The sequence below is a fragment of the Neobacillus drentensis genome, from assembly GCF_036965645.1.
Lineage (GTDB): Bacteria > Bacillota > Bacilli > Bacillales > Cytobacillaceae > Neobacillus > Neobacillus drentensis_D.
On record NZ_JBALPZ010000042.1, the window covers coordinates 89,519 to 111,656 of the forward strand.

At 38.8% G+C, this 22,138-nt stretch carries 18 protein-coding genes; 3 read left to right on the top strand and 15 right to left on the bottom strand.

Going from position 1 to position 22,138, the window contains the following annotated elements; genetic code table 11:
- Nucleotides 1-167: 167 nt before the first annotated feature.
- A complete protein-coding gene (locus V7266_RS08525) occupies nt 168-596 on the bottom strand; it encodes a MarR family winged helix-turn-helix transcriptional regulator (RefSeq protein WP_335467460.1) in 429 nt (142 codons plus the stop codon).
- 344 nt (nt 597-940) lie between these two features.
- On the opposite strand from V7266_RS08525, the gene V7266_RS08530 reads away from it, so the two are divergent.
- Complete coding sequence (locus tag V7266_RS08530) at nt 941-2,128, top strand: MFS transporter (RefSeq protein ID WP_335467514.1); 1,188 nt, start codon at nt 941-943, stop codon at nt 2,126-2,128.
- Between the two features lie 61 nt (nt 2,129-2,189).
- Here V7266_RS08530 and V7266_RS08535 read toward each other — a convergent pair whose 3' ends face one another.
- The 4 genes from V7266_RS08535 to V7266_RS08550 form a co-directional block, all read right to left on the bottom strand.
- Complete coding sequence (locus V7266_RS08535; RefSeq protein ID WP_335467461.1) at nt 2,190-3,074, bottom strand: YitT family protein; 885 nt, start codon at nt 3,072-3,074, stop codon at nt 2,190-2,192.
- Nucleotides 3,075-3,243: 169 nt separating this feature from the next.
- A complete protein-coding gene (gene htpG, locus V7266_RS08540) occupies nt 3,244-5,121 on the bottom strand; it encodes a molecular chaperone HtpG (protein WP_335467462.1) in 1,878 nt (625 codons plus the stop codon).
- A gap of 148 nt (nt 5,122-5,269) precedes the next feature.
- The gene (locus V7266_RS08545; RefSeq protein WP_335467463.1) at nt 5,270-7,297 is read right to left on the bottom strand and encodes a YhgE/Pip domain-containing protein; all 2,028 of its coding nucleotides are present in this window, start codon (nt 7,295-7,297) and stop codon (nt 5,270-5,272) included.
- Nucleotides 7,298-7,429: 132 nt separating this feature from the next.
- Nucleotides 7,430-9,397 carry an LTA synthase family protein gene (locus V7266_RS08550; RefSeq protein ID WP_335467464.1) on the bottom strand — a complete coding sequence of 656 codons (1,968 nt, stop codon included), beginning with the start codon at nt 9,395-9,397 and terminating at the stop codon, nt 7,430-7,432.
- Nucleotides 9,398-9,662: 265 nt separating this feature from the next.
- Here V7266_RS08550 and V7266_RS08555 point away from each other — a divergent pair, with 265 nt between their 5' ends.
- On the top strand, nt 9,663-10,175 hold the full coding sequence (locus tag V7266_RS08555; protein WP_335467465.1) for a DUF3231 family protein: 513 nt from the start codon (nt 9,663-9,665) through the stop codon (nt 10,173-10,175).
- A gap of 39 nt (nt 10,176-10,214) precedes the next feature.
- Entirely contained in the window at nt 10,215-10,382 is a 168-nt protein-coding gene (locus V7266_RS08560; RefSeq protein ID WP_335467466.1) for a hypothetical protein, read from the top strand.
- A 75-nt stretch (nt 10,383-10,457) separates the two neighbouring features.
- Here V7266_RS08560 and V7266_RS08565 read toward each other — a convergent pair whose 3' ends face one another.
- From V7266_RS08565 to V7266_RS08610, 10 genes are all read right to left on the bottom strand, one after another.
- On the bottom strand, nt 10,458-11,264 hold the full coding sequence (locus tag V7266_RS08565; RefSeq protein ID WP_335467467.1) for a polysaccharide deacetylase family protein: 807 nt from the start codon (nt 11,262-11,264) through the stop codon (nt 10,458-10,460).
- Between the two features lie 80 nt (nt 11,265-11,344).
- Nucleotides 11,345-12,838 (bottom strand): UxaA family hydrolase, encoded by a 1,494-nt coding sequence (locus tag V7266_RS08570; protein WP_335467468.1) that lies wholly within the window; start codon nt 12,836-12,838, stop codon nt 11,345-11,347.
- 12 nt (nt 12,839-12,850) lie between these two features.
- The gene (locus V7266_RS08575; protein ID WP_335467469.1) at nt 12,851-14,317 is read right to left on the bottom strand and encodes a tagaturonate reductase; all 1,467 of its coding nucleotides are present in this window, start codon (nt 14,315-14,317) and stop codon (nt 12,851-12,853) included.
- Between the two features lie 158 nt (nt 14,318-14,475).
- Nucleotides 14,476-15,912 carry a glucuronate isomerase gene (gene uxaC / locus V7266_RS08580; RefSeq protein ID WP_335467470.1) on the bottom strand — a complete coding sequence of 479 codons (1,437 nt, stop codon included), beginning with the start codon at nt 15,910-15,912 and terminating at the stop codon, nt 14,476-14,478.
- A gap of 118 nt (nt 15,913-16,030) precedes the next feature.
- Nucleotides 16,031-17,356, bottom strand: coding sequence for a multi antimicrobial extrusion protein MatE (locus V7266_RS08585; RefSeq protein WP_335467471.1), 1,326 nt, complete (start codon nt 17,354-17,356; stop codon nt 16,031-16,033).
- A 137-nt stretch (nt 17,357-17,493) separates the two neighbouring features.
- A complete protein-coding gene (locus V7266_RS08590) occupies nt 17,494-18,609 on the bottom strand; it encodes a glycoside hydrolase family 88/105 protein (RefSeq protein ID WP_335467472.1) in 1,116 nt (371 codons plus the stop codon).
- Nucleotides 18,610-18,636: 27 nt separating this feature from the next.
- Nucleotides 18,637-18,960, bottom strand: coding sequence for a cupin domain-containing protein (locus tag V7266_RS08595; protein ID WP_335467473.1), 324 nt, complete (start codon nt 18,958-18,960; stop codon nt 18,637-18,639).
- Nucleotides 18,961-19,061: 101 nt separating this feature from the next.
- Nucleotides 19,062-20,228 carry an oligogalacturonate lyase family protein gene (locus V7266_RS08600; RefSeq protein WP_335467474.1) on the bottom strand — a complete coding sequence of 389 codons (1,167 nt, stop codon included), beginning with the start codon at nt 20,226-20,228 and terminating at the stop codon, nt 19,062-19,064.
- Between the two features lie 19 nt (nt 20,229-20,247).
- Nucleotides 20,248-21,207, bottom strand: coding sequence for a pectinesterase family protein (locus tag V7266_RS08605; RefSeq protein WP_335467475.1), 960 nt, complete (start codon nt 21,205-21,207; stop codon nt 20,248-20,250).
- Nucleotides 21,208-21,216: 9 nt separating this feature from the next.
- Nucleotides 21,217-22,125, bottom strand: a complete 909-nt coding sequence (locus V7266_RS08610) for a dienelactone hydrolase family protein (protein WP_335467476.1) — start codon at nt 22,123-22,125, stop codon at nt 21,217-21,219.
- Between the last annotated feature and the right edge of the window lie 13 nt (nt 22,126-22,138).

The window sequence follows — 22,138 nt, forward strand, 5'->3', positions numbered from 1 at the left end:
GACTTTGGATAGTGGCGGATCACTCTAATTTCTGGCCGATAGGCGCAGCTTACAAGCGCATCATTTAACTATCTGGCGTTTGGCACGAATTAAAATGAGGTAACCGGTAAGTTCTTATTTCATACTTACCAGTTACCTCCATCCATTCCATCAAACCTTAATGGTTATTATCCTTCTAAAAACGAATAATTAAATTTTCTAAGCAGCTCGCCAAAAACCCGGCACTCCTCTTCCGGCCAATCTTTTAGTAATTCTGTTATTCGGTCCATACGAGCCTGCATATGTTCATATAATTCCTTTTTACCTAACTCGGTAATTTGAAAGGTGTATGCCCTCCCATCTAACGGATCAGGTATCTTATACAAAAACCCCTTCTGCTCTAAAGCAGCTGCTTGTCTGCTTACTGTTGATATATCTAATTGGAATTCACCCGCTAAGACCTTTACGCCTACTGCCCCTTTCATAGCAATGCGGCGAAGCAGCAGATAGGCAGATCGGTCAAGACTCCCAACTTTTTTATGGTTATTATCAGATGTGGTTCGGCGAAGCAGGATAGCTAATTCAAGTTCAATCATTTCTAGGGCCTTTTCAATCATTTTATTACCTCACAGTTTTAAAATTCCTACACATTATCATATCACACTCGCAATTGATTTTTCATTTCATATAGAAACAGCAAAAACATCATTGACGTAGCGAAAAATAGTTGTATAATACAATCATATAGTTTCATTATACAACTATTTTACCTAAGGAGGTCATTGGATACAAGGCTATAAATACTCGCTGAAGAAAAGTTTTCGAAATATTCCTCATTTTATTATTTATAACCGCGAGAGGGCCAATTAGGTAGATATTTTTACAACAAAAAGGAGAGATGTTAATGTCATCAACACCACAGTCGATTGATACAACCTCAGCAAAAAACACTTCGGAACCAATGTTACAAACATCGTTATTAACACAACCAAAAGCAGTGTGGGCAGTATTTTTTGCCAGCATCATTGCATTTATGGGTTTAGGCCTTGTTGACCCCATTTTACCTGCCATTGCAGAACAATTACATGCCTCACATAGTCAAGTTACCTTATTGTTCACCAGCTATAATGCGGTAATGGCAGTGGCAATGCTTATTACCGGAATGATTTCCTCTAGGCTGGGAATCAAGTGGACCCTTCTTTCAGGGATTGTCATCATTGCGGTCTTCTCTGCACTTGGAGGCTTTTCAAATGGAATTTGGGCGCTAGTCAGTCTTCGCGGAGGCTGGGGTTTAGGCAATGCTTTATTTGTTGCCACTGCTCTTGCAGCCATTGTGTCGTTATCCAATAGCGGAACGGCCAAAGCCATCATTTTGTATGAAGCTGCGATTGGACTAGGAATTTCTGTAGGCCCGCTCCTTGGAGGATGGTTAGGGGCGATGTCCTGGAGAGGTCCGTTTCTTGGGGTTGCATCACTCATGATAATTGCATTTATTGGTTTAATTGTCTTAATGCCCAATGCTAAACAGAATCAAAAGAGCCAGGCGAAAACAACACTTGCAGATCCTTTTCGTGCCTTAAAACACCGTTCTTTATTGGTTTTCGGAATCACGGCTGCCCTATATAATATTGGTTTTTTTACGCTTCTCGCCTATGCCCCGTTTGTGATGGGATTGGATGAACATGGGCTTGGGTTTGTATTCCTGGGCTGGGGTGTCTTACTGGCGATTACCTCTGTTTTTATGGCTCCTAAACTACAGCAGAAGTTTGGAACCATTAAAACCATGTGTGCGATGCTTGTCATGTTCGGTATTCTTCTTTTTGTTATGGGAATATGGACATCTTCACAAGCAGTTATCATTACTTGCGTGATAGCGGCAGGTGCATTATTAGGTAATAATAATACACTCATTACCACCGCTGTTATGAATGCTGCACCGGTACAACGCTCAACAGCGTCAGCCGCTTACAGTTTCCTTCGCTTTATTGGCGGTGCGATTGCACCATTTATGGCGGGTAAGCTTGCAGAAATTTTTAATTCTTCCACTCCATTTATTGTCGGAGGTATTTTTGTCCTTCTCTCTGTTCTGTTCATTTTAATAAACAGAAAGCACATTAACCATGTTGATGATGTTGAATTAGGTCATTAAGTGTACTTAAAGGGATCTGTCTTGGTGACGGATCCTTTTTCTTTACACTTTCCGTAATAAGTCAGTGAATATCGCGCTTCTTAAAGCGGCCACCTCTAACTTCCGCTATGTCAGCAATGGCTAAAAACGCTGTAGGATCAATTTCCTCGACAATGGTCGTCAGTTTGGATTCTTCCAGTCGGGAAATGATACTGAAAATGACTTTCTTATTATCCCCAGTATAAGCGCCTTCACCGTTTAAGTAGGTGACTCCCCGTCCTAAACGGTCATTAACGGCATCTCCAATCTCGTCGGCATTGTCACTAATAATCCAGACAGATTTAGTTTCTTCAAGTCCTTGGACAACCGTATCAATTGCTTTCGAAGCTATGACATAAGCTAAAAGGGAATACATGGCACGGTCCCAGGAAAAGACAAAGCCCGCTGCCCCTAAGATAAATATGTTCATAAACATAATAATTTGTCCAACCGAAAAAGGAACCTTTTTATTAATAACAAGAGCTAGTATTTCTGTGCCATCTAATGCCCCGCCATTACGGATGACCAGACCCACTCCAATGCCTAAAATCATTCCGCCAAATAGGGTGGCCAGGAGGATATCTTCTGTAAAAGGAGGAATAGGGTGAAAAAAGGAAGTAAAAATGGATAAAACAATAATTCCATAAATGGTTGAAAAAGCAAAGGTTTTTCCCATTTGTTTGTAGCCCATATACACAAATGGCAGGTTCAATACAAATAGAAAGAGTCCCAATTTCCATCCGGTAATATGTGCAAGCATGATGGAGATACCGGTAATCCCCCCATCAATAACATGGTTCGGAACTAAAAATATTTCTAGTCCTGTCGCCATAAGAATGGCTCCGATGGTAATCATGATGATTCTCACAATAACCCTTGTTAGAGGAAGTTTTCGGTGTTTTAAATTTTCTTTCATTAAATCTGTCATTCAACCACTCCTTATTAAATTTTATTTTGCCATATAATCATCCAATCTATTAGGTATTACCTAAAATATGTTCTTTATATGATTATATCATATTTTTCATGAAAATTGAACTAGAGTTCATATTTTTCAATAAAAAAGGGATTGCAGCCTGCTGCAATCCCTCCCTTCTTTATACCATTACTTTGCATAGTTGATTTGTAAATTCGACTGGGTCTTCAATTGGTAAACCTTCAATCAGCAATGCTTGATTATATAACAGGTTTGTATATATGGTTAACTTGTCTTTGTCCTTTTCAAAGGCGTCTTTTAATGAAGCAAACACCTCATGATGGACATTAATTTCTAGGATCTTGTCTGCTTTCACATTTTGGCTATTTGGCATGGCGTTAAGGATTTTTTCCATTTCAATCGATACTGCCCCATCAGTAGATAAACAAACAGGATGGGTTTTAAGTCGTTTCGATACTTTTACATCTTTAACCTTGTTGTTTAGAACATTTTTCATAAAATCAAATAGATCTTTATTGTCTTGTTCCTCGGCAGCTGTATCTTGATTTTCATCCGCTTCAAATCCTAAATCTCCGCTGGAAACTGATTTAAACTCTTTTTCTTTATATGACATTAGCATTCTTATCGCGAACTCATCAATCTCATCGGTGAAATATAGAATTTCATACCCTTTATCCGCAACTAATTCCGTTTGCGGCAGTTTTTCAATTCGTTCATTCGATTCACCAGTTGCATAGTAAATATATTTTTGGTCCTCCGGCATCCTTGAAACATACTCCTCAAGCGTGACCAATTTTTTCTCCTTAGATGAATAGAACATTAACAAATCCTGAAGTTCATCTTTATGGGTTCCATAATCACTGTAAACACCATATTTTAGTTGTCTGCCAAATGCTGTAAAGAACTCTTCGTACTTTTCTCGTTCATTTTTTATAATCGACAATAATTCACTTTTGATTTTTTTATTAATATTTTTGGCGATGAGCTTTAATTGCCGGTCATGCTGAAGCATCTCTCTTGAGATATTTAATGAAAGATCTTCAGAATCCACCATACCCTTAACAAAACTAAAATAGTCAGGCAGCAAATCAGCGCATTTATTCATGATTAACACGCCATTTGAATATAACTCTAACCCCTTTTCATATTCCTGTGTGTAATAATCAAACGGGATGTTTTCAGGGATATACAGAATGGCATTATATCTAATAGCACCGTCAACGCTGATATGAATATGTTTAAGCGGTTTGTCAAAACCATATCGTTTTTCGGAGTAAAAATGTTCATAATCTTCGGTAGTTAAATCCTTCTTATTCTTTCTCCAGATAGGAACCATACTATTAATGGTTTGTTCTTCGACTACTTCCTCAAAGTCGTTCTCACTGCCCTCTTTGAGCTTACGTTCTGTTACATCCATTTTAATCGGATAGCGAATAAAATCTGAATATTTTTTGATAATTGACCTTAATCGATATTCTTCAAGATACTCATCATAGTTCTCATCTTCGGTATTTTCTTTTACTTTCAACGTAATCTCCGTACCGACAGAATCCTTTTCACATGGTGTGATGGTATAACCGTCCGCTCCTTTAGATTCCCATTTGAAAGCTTCATCACTACCTAGAGCCTTACTAATCACTGATACTTCATCCGCGACCATAAAAGCTGAATAAAAGCCAACCCCGAATTGTCCAATGATGTCATAGCCGTCTTTAAGTTCATTTTCCTTTTTAAAAGCTAACGAGCCGCTTTTCGCAATCGTACCAAGGTTATTTTCAAGTTCTTCCTTCGTCATCCCTATGCCGGTATCGGTGATTTTTAATACTCGATTATCCTTATCAGCCGTGACTTTTATGTAGTAGCTATCTTGGTCAAAGGTCAACGTATCATCTGTTAAGGCTTTATAGTAAATTTTATCAATCGCATCACTTGCATTTGACAATAACTCTCTTAAGAAAATCTCCCGGTGTGTATAGATTGAGTTAATCATCATATCTAGTAATCGTTTCGACTCCGCTTTAAATTGCTTTGTTTCCATCAAGACCTCTCCTTTTTGCAAAATATACCTTTATTTTAGCACTCTTATCTGCCGAGTGCTAACAATTATTTTAATAACATATTAATTCTTTTATTGTCAAGAAAAATAGTACCTAAGCGGATGCTCGATTTTGAAAACGTAAAATTGCTTATTGAATGATCTTTGAAGCCCTTGCTTGTTCTGCCGTCTTCTGGATTCGTTTGCTCAATGGATTCTTTAAGACTAGTGCTAAAAGAAAGCTGGCAGCCACAAAGACGAGCAGGAATAAAACATCCCTTACCACCACATCTCGTACCATTCCTCCAACCGTTTCCCGCAGCAAACTTACCGCATAGGTGAAAGGCATAAAAGGATAAATCATTTGAAAAAAGGCCGAGGTCGTACTAACTGGAAAAGTCGCACCGGAACTTGAAATTTGCAGCACCAAAAGAATAATCGCTAAACCTTTTCCGATTGTGCCAAAGACCGAGCATAAAGTGAATGTGATAATAACGAATACGAGTCCAATAAAAATACTAAAAAGAACAAACCATAATTTATCAACGGCATAGGTATGGATGAACAACAAATCACCAAGTGATACTATAACAGCTTGAAGGACCCCTATCGTAAGAAAAGTAAGCATCCTTCCAAAGTAAACCTGATAGCTCTTAAACTGTTGATCCTTGTCCTCTACATCCACTCGAAGTGATGCAATCAGGAAGGTAGCGCCTACCCATAGTGCAAGCATCGTATAAAAAGGTGTCATTGCTGATCCATAATTTGGAATAGGGAATATCCTTTTTGTTTTTAATAGAACAGGACTGGATAAAAAGTTACTCTCCTTTTGCGGGTCATGCTTCAAAAATTGAAGTAAATCATTCACATCCACACTGCTTTTTAATCTTCGCATTTTAGCAGCTGTACTTTTGATTTGTGCCTCAAAGCCTGGCAGGTCATTTCTTGCAAAATCAGCTGCTTTATGGACAGCTGTTTCAAATTGAGGAAGCCTTGTTCGAACCAGATTAGCAGCATTTCGAATATCAGCTTCTAGTGCAGGAAGATCATTTCGAACAAAATCAGCCGCTTTTTGAATTTTCCCTTCAATAGTTGAGAGATCATTTTTTATAAAATTAGCAGAGGAGTTAACAATCGCTTCTCCTTCTGATACCTTTTGCTGGAGGTCACCACGAGCCAGTTGAATGGAATTTTGAATACGTACAAGTTCCTCATGAAGTTGTGTTAACTGAGCCTGATTTTCACTAGTTTCACCCTGAGCTGCCGCCAGTCCAGAACGATTGATTGTTTGGTTAAGATCTGCCTCTATTTCAGATAATTGCTCTCCAATTTGGGTAACAATTTCATTTATACGATTCATATCAGCCAATTTCAGTTGAAGTGCCAATACCTTATTGCCTGCTTCATGGATAAGCGGCAAATTAGCTTCTACTTTTAAAATACTGCTTCCTGCCTGATTAATCTCGGGAATCCTTTGTTCCAATTCAATGATCTTTTGTCCCTTTTCCCTAATTTCAGGCAGCTTTCCCTCGAGCTCGATTGCTTTCTTTCCCATTTCTTCTATCTGTGGCAAGGCCTTCTCTAATGTAAAGATTTGGTCCTCCATAGTATGTATGGACGGTAATGCTTTTTCTAACTCAATTCCTGCTTTATAAAAACCTGAAAAAATAGCATCTCCAACAGTTTTCACAAAGGCCTGACTGATTTGAGCTGTCACAGCTGATGCCCCTGAGCTGGCAATTTTCGGAGCTACAGCATTAATCTTTTCATTTACACCAAATAGAATTTGCGGCTTTGTCGGTTTAATTTCAAGTATGCTGGCCATCTTTTTTGAGAAGTCTTTAGGGATAATAAGATAAGCATAATATTTACCAGTTTCCACACCATTCTCAGCGGTAGAGTGATTGACAAACACCCAGCCGAGTTTCTTATTATTTTTTAGATTCTGGACTATTTCTTTACCTACATTAATCTTTTTTCCCTGCACTTCTGCCCCCTCATCCTCGTTGGCTACTGCCACTTTAATCCCAGCGGTTTTGCTGTATGGATCCCACATAGCTTTAATGTTAATCCAAGCATAAGCGGATGGAAGGATCGTGAGTGCTCCCACTAACAAAATAACAATCGGTACACGAAGAATATTCTCCCAATCGTTTGTATAGATTTTCCAAATTTCCAATATCGTCCCCTGCTCCCTGAGAAGTTTCCTTTCTTAGCTTTTCACAAATAGGGTATCCAGATTCAAGTGATATTGGGGAGCAATTTAATGGCTGCAAAAAAAGACTGCCTTAAATCGGCAGCCTTCCAATTGCTATTTGCTATCAGTTGTTTTTTCATTAGTATTCTTGTGAGCAGAATTATAATCATACTTAGTTCGGTCAACAGGAGTAAAGTTTTTTGGTGTATAAAAACGTAATAAATCGCCATTAACTACTTTATCTGAAAAAGTAAGTTTTTCCTGGACCATGTCTTTATATTTTTTTGCTTCGGCCAGTTTATTCGATTCTAGCTTAAGCCCAGTAGTTGAATCATAATATTTACCATCAACCGAGGTAATCGTTGGGCTTACATAATCACCATTTCGGAATGCCACTAAACTATCATGCTGTTTAGACAGTAAATCCGTACCAAATTGAACATAATCTTTTGTATCAACTCCTAATAGGTGAAGAACAGTTGGAAGAAGGTCAACTTGACCGCCATACTCATGGTTTACCCCACCTTGCATGCCTGGAACACGGATAAATAATGGTACACGTTGTAATCCAGCACTTTCAAAAGGGGTAATTTCTTTACCAAGTATTTGTGCCATCGCTTTATTATGATTTTCAGAGATACCATAATGGTCACCGTACATAATAATAATGGAATTGTTATATAGACCAGACTTCTTAAGGTAGTCAAAAAATTGTCTTAATGCTTCGTCAGCATAACGTGCCGTTTGAAAATATCCATCCACAGACTTATCACCTGTTGTAGCAGGTGCGATGGTTGTATCTTTTTGATTCATCGCATACGGATAGTGATTGGCAACCGTAATAAATTTGGTATAGAACGGCTGCGGCAATGATTCCAATAGTGGGATGGATTGCTGATAGAATGGTTTATCCATTAAACCATATTCTGCCTCATCAGAGGAATTAATCTGATAATAATTGGCATCATAGAACTTGTCAAAACCAAACGATTTGTAAATTTCATTTCGATTCCAGAAACTTCCGGAATTCCCATGGAAAACAGCTGAAGTATAGCCGTTCTGCCCTAAAATAGCAGGTGCAGCTTGAAATGTGTTTAACCCCTTCGTTGTAAAAACAGATCCCTCTGGTAAGCCAAACAAAGAATTCTCAAGCATAAATTCTGCATCAGATGTTTTTCCCTGCCCTGTTTGATGAAAAAAGTTATCAAAATACATTGTATTTTGGTCTTTTATCAATGAGTTTAAGAACGGTGTAACCTCTTCCCCATTTAACTTATAATTGATCAAAAAGTTTTGGAAGGATTCAAGGTGCAGGTAAATCACATTCATCCCCTTACCTTTAGCAAAGGAAGCCGGGTTTGGTTCAGCGTAGTTAGACTTTGTGTAGTTAATCACTTCCGTAATATCATCACTACTAGCCATTACTCTTTGTGCGGATGCATGTGTGCTCTTAACTGCATCATAGATCGTGTAATTATACATTCCTAGATATTTCACAATATAATTTCGGTCAAATCCTCTTGTTAACAATTGTGGACGATCCATTTCCGCCAGCGATAAATTCACGCATGAAATCATCAGTGCTAAAGAGTATAATACTGAAATCTTTCTACGCTTTATATCTATTACTTCTATCTTAACAATCCGGAAAGCAAGTAAAGCTATTAAAACAAGAAAGTCCAGAAAGAAAAGTAAGTCATAGGGTTTTAATAATGTAAATACACTTGCACTCACGTCCCCAAAGTTTTGAGTCTGTGTCAGTGTAGGCAGTGTGATAAAGTCGTTAAAGAATCGGTAAAAAACCACATTCGCAAATAATAGAAAAGATAATAAAAAATAAATAACCATCATGGAAATATATTTTTTTCTTCCTTTAAAAAAGGCGGATATTCCTAGGAAAATCAAGGAAGAACCTAAAGGATTAAAAAACAAGAGAAATTTTTGCAATGTATTTTCTATACCCAATTGAAATTGCGTTAATTGGACTATATAAGTTTTTAACCATAATAAGAGAACAGACAAAAATAAAAAGCCAACATATTTATTTAAAATACTTTGACCCTTGTTTAGTATTTTATTCATAATTTCTCATCACCTCATAGTGCATTATTATCACAAAAAAAATTTGACATTTAAATAGAAGATTGAACCCAAATTCACTAACATCTATCTTAACAGGTAAATATGAACAATCCATGAACAAAATTTAAAATGTTGCTTTTAGCAAAATAGAAACTATTGCTTAAGAGAATGAATTCTGAAGTGCGTAGGAAAACTATCTCTGTGCACTTCAAGGAAGGAGGCACTAGTCCTGAACAACTTTTCTAACACCTTAAGGAGGGTAACGATGGGAATATTAAGTGGGAATCCAAAAGACGAACCATTACATTATGGTGAGGTATTTGGCATTTGGGCTTCACAGTTAGCCGGAAACAATATGATTTCTGGTTATAAAGCAATGTTGAATCATGCTGGTGATGAGGATTTAAAAAAGATACTTATTGAAGCAATCGAGACAGGTGAACAGCAAAAAAAGCAGATTGAGGAAATTTTGAAAGAAAATGGCGTTGGTCTTCCACCAGTACTGCCTGACCCACCTGAAGCTTGTTTAGAAGACATTCCTATTGGTGCCAGAATCCCGGATCCGGCTATTGCAGCTACCCTTGCAGCAGACACGGCTGCCGGTTTAGTCGCTTGCAGTCAACTCATTGGAATGTCTATAAGAGAAGATGTTGCCATGATGTATGGACAATTCCATACCCAAAAAGCAGCACTTGGTGCAAAGATTTTACGACTAACTAAAGAAAAGGGCTGGCTGATCCCACCACCGCTTCATCTTAATAAACATCACGACTGCTGAAAGTCATCATGATAAAAAGATTATCAGGAGGTGAATGGTATGGCTGCACAAAATAATAAAAATCAGAATTCAACTAACAGTCCTCAAGGATCTGGTACTGAATACCACCGTGAGCACGCTGGTAATGTTCCAGATTACGGTGGTAATAGTATGGAGCAAATTGCCAAAGAAGAATTAAAAAATGAAACTAACAATGCCAATTCGTAGTTCGATGTAAAAGCCCAATTTATGGCGTTATTTTTTAAAAGAAACCAGTCGAAGGCTCGACTGGTTTCAAAATAACTAGTTTTTCACTAGATTTATTTGTTCTCCTGCTTTTACCTCGACGATTTGTTCATCGACACTTAACCAAATAGACATAGCCGAAGGATTAAAGACAAAATGACTGTTCGCAGAGAATTTTAGGTTTTGAAATGCCTTCATATAGTCGACAATCTCGAGATTTGTTGCATACCAGATATCGTCTCGTTTACCGATATACTCACAATAGTTCTCGATTAAATCCCAGTTATGATCTTGTTCAAATTCATAGCTATGCCCCCATACATACATCATATACAAATATTGTTTTTTATGGAGCTTGACAAAATCCTCAGCTAGTTTTAGTAAATTCTGATTATGGTGACAAGTTGGATTCCATTCATTAAAATCATCCGGTATCGAAAAATTGCCTGTACTGTGGACCGTCCTGGCGTACTCAATTCCTAAGAATGGAAGCATCTCTTTAATAAAACGGTTGTATGAGCCATTTGGATAGGATAATCCCCTAACAGTATAACCTACAATCTTTTCTAAGTTTTTACGATCATCCATAATTTCTTCAATTAATTGCTCTCTTGGCGACCTGGAAATCGTCGGATGGGTGACTGTATGAGTAGATACTTCATGTCCTTGATAAAGTCGTGACACTTCCTCTCTCGGAATACGTCCCCCTGTCCCGAATAATCCAGAATTCAAATGAAAGGTTCCCTTTATCGCATAACGATTAAAGATTTCGACAAGTTTTCTATCTGCTGATGTACCATCGTCATAGCTCATCGTTACTACTTTGTTCTTCCCTTCCGGAAATGTCATGATTACTTTAGGCATCTTGATCACCTCTTTATATAATAATAGAAATACATGAGAAGAATCCCGGCAGGATTTCCCATGCAAGGAATAATTCTAATCTATAATGTTACGCCGCTTTTAAAAATAGAAATTTCTCTAAAGTCGTTCATTTCATTATTGACGAACTTCCCACTTGCCACTTCAATTATATATTGAACGAAATCCTTTAACACTTGTTCCGGCGAAACTTCATCTTCAAGTAAGATTCCGGCATTAAAATCAATCCAATGAGGCTTTGTTTCAAAGATTTGGGTATTGGTAGAAATCTTCATTGTCGGTACAAAGGTACCAAACGGTGTCCCACGCCCCGTTGTAAACAACACCATATGACAGCCCGCCGCAGCAAGTGCGGTCGAAGCGATCAAGTCATTTCCCGGTGCACTAAGAAGATTTAAACCTTTTGTCTTAAGTACCTCACCATATTTTAAGACATCCACCACAGTTGAAGACCCAGCCTTCTGTGTACAGCCAAGTGATTTGTCCTCAAGAGTGGTAATTCCTCCTGCCTTGTTACCCGGTGAAGGGTTTTCATAAACAGGCTGATCATGCTTCAGGAAATAACCCTTAAAATCATTAATCAAATCCACTACTTTATGAAACACCTCTTCATTTGCAGCACGCTCCATTAAGATGGTTTCAGCCCCAAACATTTCCGGAACTTCGGTCAGGACAGTCGTCCCTCCTTGGGCAATTAAATAATCAGAGAATCTTCCCAAAAGAGGATTGGCCGTAATGCCGGAAAATCCATCTGATCCACCACATTTTAAACCAATTTTCAATTCGGTTAAATGAATATCCTCCCTTTTATCTTCTTTAGCATTTTCATAGATTTCCATGACTAGCTTGAAGCCTGCTTCAATTTCATTGGTAACTTCTTGGGAGACGAGAAATTTAATCCTATCCTCATTTACTTCCCCAAGAGCCCTTTTAAATTCTTGCAGCTCATTGTTTTCGCATCCTAAACCTAGGACCAGGACACCCCCTGCATTCGGATGATTCACAGCATTTAAGAGAATCTGTTTCGTATTTTCATGGTCATCACCTAATTGAGAGCAGCCATAACTATGTTTTAGAACAAGAACATTATCGAATGGGCTGATATCACCTACATGCTTTTCGAAACGTTTGATAATTTTTTCAGCAATACCGTTTACACAGCCAACGGTCGGGACAATCCACAACTCATTACGAATCCCAACTTCTCCATTTTCCCGGCGGTATCCCTTAAAAGTCCGTTCCTCAAAGGTATAAGAAACTTCAGTTTTAATGGGATTGTATTGGTATTCCTCTGTACCAGACAAATTGGTTTTCGTATTATGGGTATGGACAAGCTCGCCAGAATAGATCGGTGTGACAGCGTGACCAATGGGATAACCGTATTTGACAATATTCTCGTCTTGCTGGATATCACGTATCGCGACTTTATGTCCCCGGTATACATCTTCCCTTAATTGAACGATGGTCCCGTTGACATTCAGCTGATCATTTTTCTTTAAATTTTTCAATGCAAGAATAATATTATCTTTCTCATGGATTTGCAGGAAATCTTTCAACTATACCCCACCTTACCTAATCGATGTTCCATAAAGTTCTTTAAGTGTATTTCTAACTCCCTTTTGTTCCATTTGATGAAGGTTAGCGGACACAGCATCCACCAAACCCGGAATTGAAGTCAGGTCCATTTCCCAAAGTGTTTGTTCACCTAAAACTTTTTCTGCTAGTTCCTTCACTTCTACTAGATTATCCTCATATTGCCGCCAAATTGCTTGGAAAAATTCCAATATTTCAGGTTGGTCCTGCAATTGAATCGGTTCCTCTTCCCGCTTGCCGCGATAAAAATAAATTAAACTGCTTAAAGAAAAGATCATCCGTTTTGGCAGTGACTCATTTTTCTCCACATAATCAAGCAAAGCCGGTAAATTTCTTGTCTTAAATTTTGAAATCGAATTTAAAGAAATACTCATTAAATAATGCTTAATAAATGGATTGGCAAAGCGGTTAAGTACGTCACTTGCATACAACGAAAGATCTTCCAAATCTCCCTCAAGCGTCGGGACAATCTCTTCTGTAATCATTTTTCTTATAAAAAGACCGAACTCAGCATCCTTCACTGCCTCTTCAACCGTTTCCAAGCCGGCTAAATAGGCCATTGGGGTCATCGCCGTATGAGCACCGTTGAGAATTCTCACTTTTCGAGTGCGAAATGGAGTTAAGTCGTTAACGATTACAGTGTTTAAACCCGTTCCGGCAACAGGGAGTTCCTGTTTTAAAGATTGCGGACCCTCTATTGCCCAAAGATGATACTGTTCTCCAACTACCATCAATTCATCCTGAAACCCAATTTCAGCCGTTTTTTCCTCAATTGAGTCCGTTGGGAAACCAGGGACAATTCGATCAACCAAGCTTGAACAAAAGGTATTAGCCTGATGGACCCAAGCAGTAAATTCACTGTCTAAATTCCAGTGACTAGCATACTTTAGGACAACTTCTTTCAGCTTTCCGCCATTATTTTCAATCAATTCGCAGGGAATCAAAATACAACCGCGATTTACATCTCCATCAAATGCCAGAAAACGGTGATATAAAAAGGCTGCTAATTTTCCTGGAAAACTCCTCTGTGGCCGGTCCTCTAACTTATCCTCAGGATTAAAAGCAATCCCGGCCTCTGTAGTGTTGCTAATGATAAAACGAAGTTCATCACTTGCCGCAAGTTTTAAATATTCCTGATAATCCGTTTTAAGGTTTATTCCTCTGCTTATAGAATCAATTACCATATGTTCATTGACAGGTTTTCCACCTTTGAGTCCCTGTAAATAAAGGGTGAATAGGCCATCTTGATTATTTAACCTTTCAATCTTTTCAGAACCCCTTGGCTGAACAACAACGACGCTGCCGTTAAAGTCCGTTTTCTCATTTAAAACCTGGACCTGCCAGTCCACAAAACCTCTTAAAAAGTTCCCTTCCCCAAATTGGAGGATTTTTTCTGGATAGGTATTATAATCTTTATAAGTCCTTCGATTTAATCTTTGCATATTCCCACCCCTGTTAAACTATAAAAGTATTAATGCACACGTGAACAATGTTTTGCAACCCCTGACTCTACAAGGGGAGTGCTACATGTTTAATACATAATGGTTGAAGCTTACCTGTTTTTTTTGCTCTTCGGCTTCAACCATTATGTTCAATAATATTAATTTAAAGGAAGGCGATCAGCTGTTGTTACTTCCGTAAAATTAAAATATTCTTTGGCGTTATAATAGGAGATTCCCTGAACAATCTTACCAAGCAATTTTAGATCATAAGGCACTTCTCCATCCTCTACCCATTCTCCAATCAAGTTACAGACCAGCCTGCGAAAATATTCATGTCTTGTATAGGATAAAAAGCTTCTGGAATCTGTAAGCATGCCGATAAACCTGCTGAAAAGACCAACATTAGATAAAGCTTTCATTTGAGCCAGCATACCGTCTTTTGTATCATTAAACCACCAAGCAGTTCCAAATTGGATTTTTCCAGGAGTTTTTCCATCTTGAAAACTGTTGATTATGCTAGCAATCACATAGTTATCATTCGGATTCAACGAATAAAGAATTGTCTTCGGAAGCTTGTCATCCTGTTCCAAAGAGTCAAGAATCTTAACTAACGGTTTGGCTATTTGATCGTCATTCATGCTGTCGTATCCTGTATCTGGCCCCAGCTTGTTAAACATTTTCGTATTATTATTTCGATGAGCATTGATGTGGAATTGCATTGCCCAGTCAAGGTCCGCGTATAGTTTTCCAAGAAATATTAGCGTGTAAGTCTTAAACTTTCTCTCCTCTGCTAACGTAACAGTATTTCCTGTTAATCGATTTGAAAAAATTTGAGCAACCTCTTCAAACGAGGCTTCTTCATACACAACTGAATCCAGGGCATGATCAGAAACCGTACCTCCTGCACTATGGAAGAACTGGACACGGGATTCAAGTGCTGCAAGGTAGTCTTCATAATTATTAATTTCGATATCAGAGGCATGCTCAAGCTTTTCGACCCATTCCGGGAACCCTTCAAGGTTTATCTCAAGACCTTTATCTGGTCTAAAGCCTGGAACTACACTAACCGGAAAGTCCTTTTCCCCTTTTAATAAAGTGTGGAATTCCAAACTATCCACCGGATCATCCGTTGTACAAATAACCCTTACATTTGACTTGACGATTAAATCTCGAACACTAAAGCCTTCCCCGTTCAGTAAATCATTAACTTTCTCCCATATGGCTGGTGCACTTTCCTCGTTTAAGACATCATAAACACCAAAAAATCTTTGTAATTCTAAATGAGTCCAATTATATAATGGATTGCCGATGGTCATAGGAATGGTTCTTGCCCATGCGAGAAATTTCTCATAATCGCACGCACTTCCGGTTATGTACTCCTCGGAGATGCCATTTGCCCGCATGACTCTCCACTTATAATGGTCTCCGTAAAGCCATGCCTCCGTAATATTTTTAAATTTTTTATTTTCGTAGATTTCCTTTGGACTTAAATGACAATGGTAATCTATGATTGGCATTTCCTTTGCAAAATCATGATACAACGAGACAGCTGTTTCATTTTTCAATAAAAAATTAGTCCCCATAAACTTTTCCATAATCAACCCATCCTTTGTGCAAAATTTGTTAACGTTAACATTTTATAATAAGTTTAGTCTATCAGAATATATGAAACTAGTAAACATTTTTTGTTAACGTTAACATTATATAGATAAATTATACCGCCTTTTGTTTTTCCAGCTCATACTTCTGTCTTTGTGAAACAACCAGGAATACAGCAGCCAATCCGATTAATTCGCCGACTGACGCCGCAATTGCCCCTGCTTTTCCATTTAATTCAGGATGTAAGTAGACCACTGGGATTATCACTAGAATGACAGCTGCCACGTTGCAAATTTGTGGTTTTAGAAGAGATTTTGTGCTTTTCTGAAGCATAAGAATTCCGCCAAAATAATCCACCCATGGAAAGACAGCTGTCTTGATTAAACAAAACTTTAAAACGTTCAGACTTTCAGCTGCAAGTCTTGTGTCAGCCCCCATCACCTTAGTCATAAACCAAGGCCCTGCCGCAGTGAAACAAAGGGCACCAAGGAAAAGTGAAGGGACAATACTAAAGACAATTACACATTTGATTACAGCTGGTTTATTATGTTTGTAAAACTGCAGGACAACTTGATGGGTGTACATAAAAAAGCTAATTACTAAATTGGTAATACTAAAGGCCAAGGCAAATGATGCAATACCGAGGTGAACATCTTGAATCTGACCTAGGAACGAATAGATAATCGGAATTAAGATCGTCTGAAACGACATGTAAAAAACCAAGGGAAAATAGAAGGAGCTAATCTCCTTTTGTTTTAAAGGGTTTCCAGACTTACAGTTTCCTCGGACAATTGTTTGACCGCGCCAGACACTGACCAAACATTCAATCGCCATTCCAGCCAAAAAGATAATAGCTCCTGCCACACTTGTATTGGCTATGCCAAAGTGGATAAAGCAAATGGCAAGACCAAACATACCCATAAGTCTAATGATTACGCCAAGTGTTACCCATTTCGTCTCTAATTGGTTAATGATCACTCCTTGGTACAATCCGCGCAGTCCTGAAAAAAGAATCACCACTGCAAGGACAAGAAAGGTTACCTTTAAAGAAGTCGATGAATCGGCATCCGCATGAAACCCATAAATAAACACCCAATCCCCAAGCTTTGAAAAACCAATCAAAGCACATAAGGCAGAAATGAAAAAAGATATCTTTACAAAGAAGGCAGCGATATTAAAAAATGCTGTACTCCCCTTTGCTAAGGCCGAAGTCGTTTGTCTGAAAACAATTGCGGGTCTTTCCAAAATGCTGAAAAGAGATAAGGCAATGGCATAATTGGCAATGATCATTTCCGCATGGTGGGCTCTGCTCAACGTTCCATTTATGATGACATGAGAGACTGCTGTCAAGCTGGCGGAAATGGCTAATGGAATAAAGAAAATCATAATTTTGGTAAAACCATAATTTTCCGGTGAATTCTCCGTTTTTGCTCCCTCCAATCTTTTACTTTCTCCATTTTTCGGATAGTTAATTTTACCATGAATTACTCCAACATATGCTTATTTTAACTTTATAAATAGAAGGTAGGAGTAACTACCTAAAGCCCATAAATTCCATTATGGGCTCTAGGTAGTTATTATTTTAAGTCCAGCAAATTGACTAGTGCCATACTGGCTAAGATAAACGCCCCTACACCGTGCAGGTCATTTTCGGAAACAGGGCGGGCAGCATAATAGTCATACACACCAGCTGAGGTTCCAATACAAATCCCTCTCATAATTAATGAATCTCCGGTAACTTCAATCATTTCTTCCAATAACCCCTGATAGCCTTTAACGGCGGCTTCGAGATATTCCCGGCCGACATAACCTGCCTCTACAGCCCTTGCGATGGTGTAAATAAATAGGCTGGAGCAGGAGGATTCTAACCAGTTATCCTCTTGACTGCCTTTGTCGACGATTTGATACCATAATCCCGTATTTTTTTCCTGAAATCTCACTAAACCCTTTATTAAACTCTGTAGGGATTCGATTAGTACGCCTCTCCCTTTATGCTCTTTAGGAAGAAGTTCAAGAATATCGATCAAGGCCGTACCGTACCAGCCGACAGAACGTCCCCAAAACTCCGGTGAACAGCCCGTTTCAGCATTTGCCCAAGGCATTTTTCTACTTTCGTCATAAGCATGAAATAGCAAGCCAGTTTTTTCATCTTTCATGTTTTTACGCATGAGCTGTTCTTGATATAAAACCATTTCATCCAGCCCTTGCTCGTTAAAGGCCTGCTGGTACATAAGGGAAAATGGGCCAGCCATAAACAAACCATCAAGCCACATTTGATAAGGATATTTGTCTTTATGCCAAAAGCCGCCTTCCTTTGTTTTATTCAGGGTAAGGAATAGATTCCTTAGTTTGTCCGCTGCTTTCTTATAGCGCTGGTCCTTTGTTGCATTCAGCAATGGAAACAATAGGATTCCCACCTGAATCGAATCAAGCTGGTCGCGTTCAAATAGAAAATTCCCATCTTCATCTGTAAGATTATCAATATAGCTTTTTAGATATGCAAAGTATTCCTGGTTTTTGGTCTTTTCCCAAACTCGCTGTACCCCGTAAAGGTACACTCCCTGATGGTAATGCCAAACATTTGCAGGCGGCAATTTATCAGGTGTAAAGGTTCTCATTAATGTTCTTGCTGCTTTTTCCGCCATTTCTAAAGCAATCTCAGCAGTAACAGTTGTAGTTTTTGAAATACTCATGAATGTACCTCCAATAAATTAAATTTTCTAAAGGTAATCTTCGCGTTGCGGTGTAAAAATATCTAAAATAATGGATTCATTTTCAAGGGCCTTTACGCCGTGTAATGTGTTAGCTGGTATGTATATGCTGTCACCTTTTTCGACCCGCTCCGTTACTCCATCCAAAGTGAACTCAAAACTTCCTTGTACGATATAACTGATTTGTTCATGGTTATGGGAATGGATCTCACCTATCGCATCCTTTTGAAACGTGACCTCAGTCATCATCAGCTTGCCGCCCCGGGCCAAAAGCTTTCGGCCAGCCCCTTTGTCTGCTGGTACAATCTCAATTGTATGACCTTTAACTATCATAAATTAACCTCCAATTTTTAAGAGTAAGTCAGCCAAAAGCATCTTGAGGTGATTTTCTAGACAAATATCCCTTTGTGTTCCCACTTCAGCCACCTATTTCTTCATTCACTAATTGGATCTGGTATATTAACCAAATAAAGATTGGTGGTACCCTCTCTGTCTGAAGTGAACAGGATTTTTTTATTATCCCAGCTAAAAGTTGGATGACAGTGCGTCTGGTGTGTGGCCCAGCTCGTATGGTGTGTGCAAAGCCTCTCAACAGAAGCTTCCCTGCCCGAAATGTCGATCAATACAAGATCTTCTACTTCATCTCCAACAATCAAGGTACATTCCTTATTACTGTGATAGTGATTACAATAATAAGGCAAATCAATTGTTCGAAGGATTGTTCCTTCATGGTCGGCTAGGCCAATAAACGGTACTTGATCTGTTGCCTCTTCCTTGATTGTGGCCTGTGTTTTATCCACCGTAATGGTTCCATCGTGACCTTTACGGCGATTATCAAAAAAGATTTTCCCGTTCGTTGTCCAGAATTCATGCCCTACACAGTCATCCTCCCCTTGCCTAAAAACGGGTTGGACACTTCTGCTTGTTAAATCAAGCAGCCAGATTCTTTGGTGAACAAGATTCCATGGTCCTTCATGACAAAACATAGCTATTGTGCTATCAATTGGCGAAAACTGAAAATGACCGAGCCAATGAGTATCTTCAAACACATCCATGACTTTTGAACCGTCCATGCTGACTAGGGTAATCCACCCCTTTTTTGTAGCATACATGGTTTCTTTAAATCCCTTATAATTTGCCCCGTAATGGATGGGAACTCGTTCGTTTCTTGCAAAACCGATATATTTTTTATCCGGGGATATGTGTGGTTGACCCAAACGGATATTTTCCTCCTCCTCATAAACAACGGTACTTTCCAATGTTCTCGTATTTAATTTTTTTATCACTTTACCCGTCCCATATACAACAATTTCGCTATCAGGTGTTTTTGTATGCTGTCCTGCATTAATCCCTTCTTTTTCATCTGTCAATTGAATGATTCGTCCTGAATTTAAATCCATTTTAAATAGATTATATTTTTTGGGTACTGCTGATGAACGGTCCGAAAGAAAATAGATTTCCTCGTCACCAAGGGTGAAAGAATTATCGGTAAAATAAAAATGATAGTTATTCGAGCCATCGGCTGTGAGCTGCCATACTGGATTACCTATCTTCTCATCAACATATTTTATAAACTCTGCGGGAAACTCTCTTCCAATCAAAACTCTTCCTCCTTTTACATTAAATCCAGCATTCATTAGCCCCATAGATATTTTCCAAGGTATATTCTTTTGCTTCTTCATCCGACAGAATTTTTGCCCATGGTACTCGCTCCTCCATACAACCTCCTGGGCCACGGCTATTGTACTCAGCATAAAAAGCAGTTTTTTCAGCATGGTGTTTCTCCCAGTTATGCCAGCCTTCTTTCTTGATATGCTCACCCATCCAGCAGTTGAGGAACACGGTTTTTGCATAGTCTCGCCACGGCCGGCCCAAGTAAACGGTTTGTGGAGCCGCATGACTTGTTAATTTGCAATTGAAAAAGACATACCCGAACTTTTGATCAATCGGCGTCGAAGCGGCTGTTATATATCCGTTGACTTTCTTTGATAAATCTAAACTATGAATCTCACAGTGTTGAAAAACAGATGTAGCAGATCCGAAAATAAAATCGACCTCCCCCTCTATATAACAGTCGCGAAAATAACTTCTACCTGCCTTCTTCTCCATACCATCCCGAGGACCGCCAAAGCGGTCTCCTTCTATGGGCTTTGGCGGTAGCGGGGCAGTAAATAGAGTGTCCTGTTTTCCCAAAAAAGAGCAGTCCTGAAACTGGATTTGATCTGCATCAACATAGACGGCTACTGCTTGCCCGACAATCGGTCCAGGTCCTGCACTATTTTCAAAAGTAATATTTTTTGCCAAGAAGCCATCTCCGGTAATAATCGTGCTATATGATCCAAAGGTCCCTATCTTTTCTCCATTGCTCTGCAGCTTTCTGGCATAATCATCAAAGGTTATTTTTACGTTATCTTTGTGTGATCCGAGCAGGGAAACAAACCGTTTATCAATGGTTAGTTTTTCTTTGTATACTCCATCCTTTAAAAAAATTTCGAATCGATTCTTATTATCTTTTGGGATTTGATTTATTGCTTCTTGAATCGTTTTAAAGTGGCCACTTCCATCTTGTGCGACTATCATAGTATCACCCTATAAATTATTTAGTAAGAACGAGCAGACTTCCTCTCTCATTCCTGCTGTTTCAATATGGCCGCATTCATACCGGACCATCTTCCAATGTTCCGGTACACCGATTTTTTCGTATTCAGCCTTTAATTCTCCGTCAATGATGCCAAGTCCCTCAAACGGTGTTAGTTTATCTTCATTCCCAACGACACTAAGATGATGGCGCGGGACTATTAATCTTTGGATATCAGAGGTACGAAAATATTTTAATAGGCTTGGAACGTACGAGTAAAAACCATGATGATCTAGACCGCGATTAGCAACTAATGTTTCTGCATCCACTTGGGCTGCAATATCAATACATACTTTTACTCTTTCATCAAGAGCAGACAGCCACCATGCCATTAATCCTCCCATTGACATTCCGAGGGCAGCGATCCTTGATGAATCAACATCGTCCCTAGCCGTTACATAATCTAAAGCACGGATGTTATCATAAATCATCCTGCCCCACATTACTTGCCCCTTCCAAAGCAATTCTTTAAAAATTTCACTTTCAGTTTTTCCTCTTCTTTCACCAAATCCAAGCATATCAATGCATAAAACACCATATCCCATCGAAGTTAACTGCAGGGCGTACGATGATTTTTGAAGATAGTCACTGCTTTGAATCAGTTCCGTTTTCCCTAATGAATAGTTTCCTCCATGAGAATGATTAAATAACACCACAGGCATTTTCCCAGCTGGGTTCTTAGGACGAGCAAAATAAGCAGGAATGAACCCGCTTCCCTCAACATCTAGTAAGAGTACTTCAAGTGTGTAATCACCTTTATTCAGTTCGTCTATTTTTTTTGCCGTTATCGGTCGGCTTCGTTCAGGCAAGTCTCCTAATATCCCATATAATTTTTCACGGTTGTTAGTTTTATGTTCCATTTGTTTTCTCCCT

Bases quoted from the DNA above. Each gene is read 5' to 3' on its own strand.
- V7266_RS08605 (WP_335467475.1), bottom strand. From the start codon at position 21,207: ATGATAGTCGCACAAGATGGAAGTGGCCACTTTAAAACGATTCAAGAA.
- V7266_RS08525 (WP_335467460.1), bottom strand. From the start codon at position 596: ATGATTGAAAAGGCCCTAGAAATGATTGAACTTGAATTAGCTATCCTG.
- V7266_RS08560 (WP_335467466.1), top strand. From the start codon at position 10,215: ATGGCTGCACAAAATAATAAAAATCAGAATTCAACTAACAGTCCTCAA.
- V7266_RS08610 (WP_335467476.1), bottom strand. From the start codon at position 22,125: ATGGAACATAAAACTAACAACCGTGAAAAATTATATGGGATATTAGGA.
- V7266_RS08550 (WP_335467464.1), bottom strand. From the start codon at position 9,397: ATGAATAAAATACTAAACAAGGGTCAAAGTATTTTAAATAAATATGTT.
- V7266_RS08575 (WP_335467469.1), bottom strand. From the start codon at position 14,317: ATGCAAAGATTAAATCGAAGGACTTATAAAGATTATAATACCTATCCA.
- V7266_RS08535 (WP_335467461.1), bottom strand. From the start codon at position 3,074: ATGACAGATTTAATGAAAGAAAATTTAAAACACCGAAAACTTCCTCTA.
- htpG (WP_335467462.1), bottom strand. From the start codon at position 5,121: ATGGAAACAAAGCAATTTAAAGCGGAGTCGAAACGATTACTAGATATG.
- V7266_RS08595 (WP_335467473.1), bottom strand. From the start codon at position 18,960: ATGATAGTTAAAGGTCATACAATTGAGATTGTACCAGCAGACAAAGGG.
- V7266_RS08555 (WP_335467465.1), top strand. From the start codon at position 9,663: ATGGGAATATTAAGTGGGAATCCAAAAGACGAACCATTACATTATGGT.
- uxaC (WP_335467470.1), bottom strand. From the start codon at position 15,912: ATGGAAAAGTTTATGGGGACTAATTTTTTATTGAAAAATGAAACAGCT.
- V7266_RS08590 (WP_335467472.1), bottom strand. From the start codon at position 18,609: ATGAGTATTTCAAAAACTACAACTGTTACTGCTGAGATTGCTTTAGAA.
- V7266_RS08565 (WP_335467467.1), bottom strand. From the start codon at position 11,264: ATGCCTAAAGTAATCATGACATTTCCGGAAGGGAAGAACAAAGTAGTA.
- V7266_RS08530 (WP_335467514.1), top strand. From the start codon at position 941: ATGTTACAAACATCGTTATTAACACAACCAAAAGCAGTGTGGGCAGTA.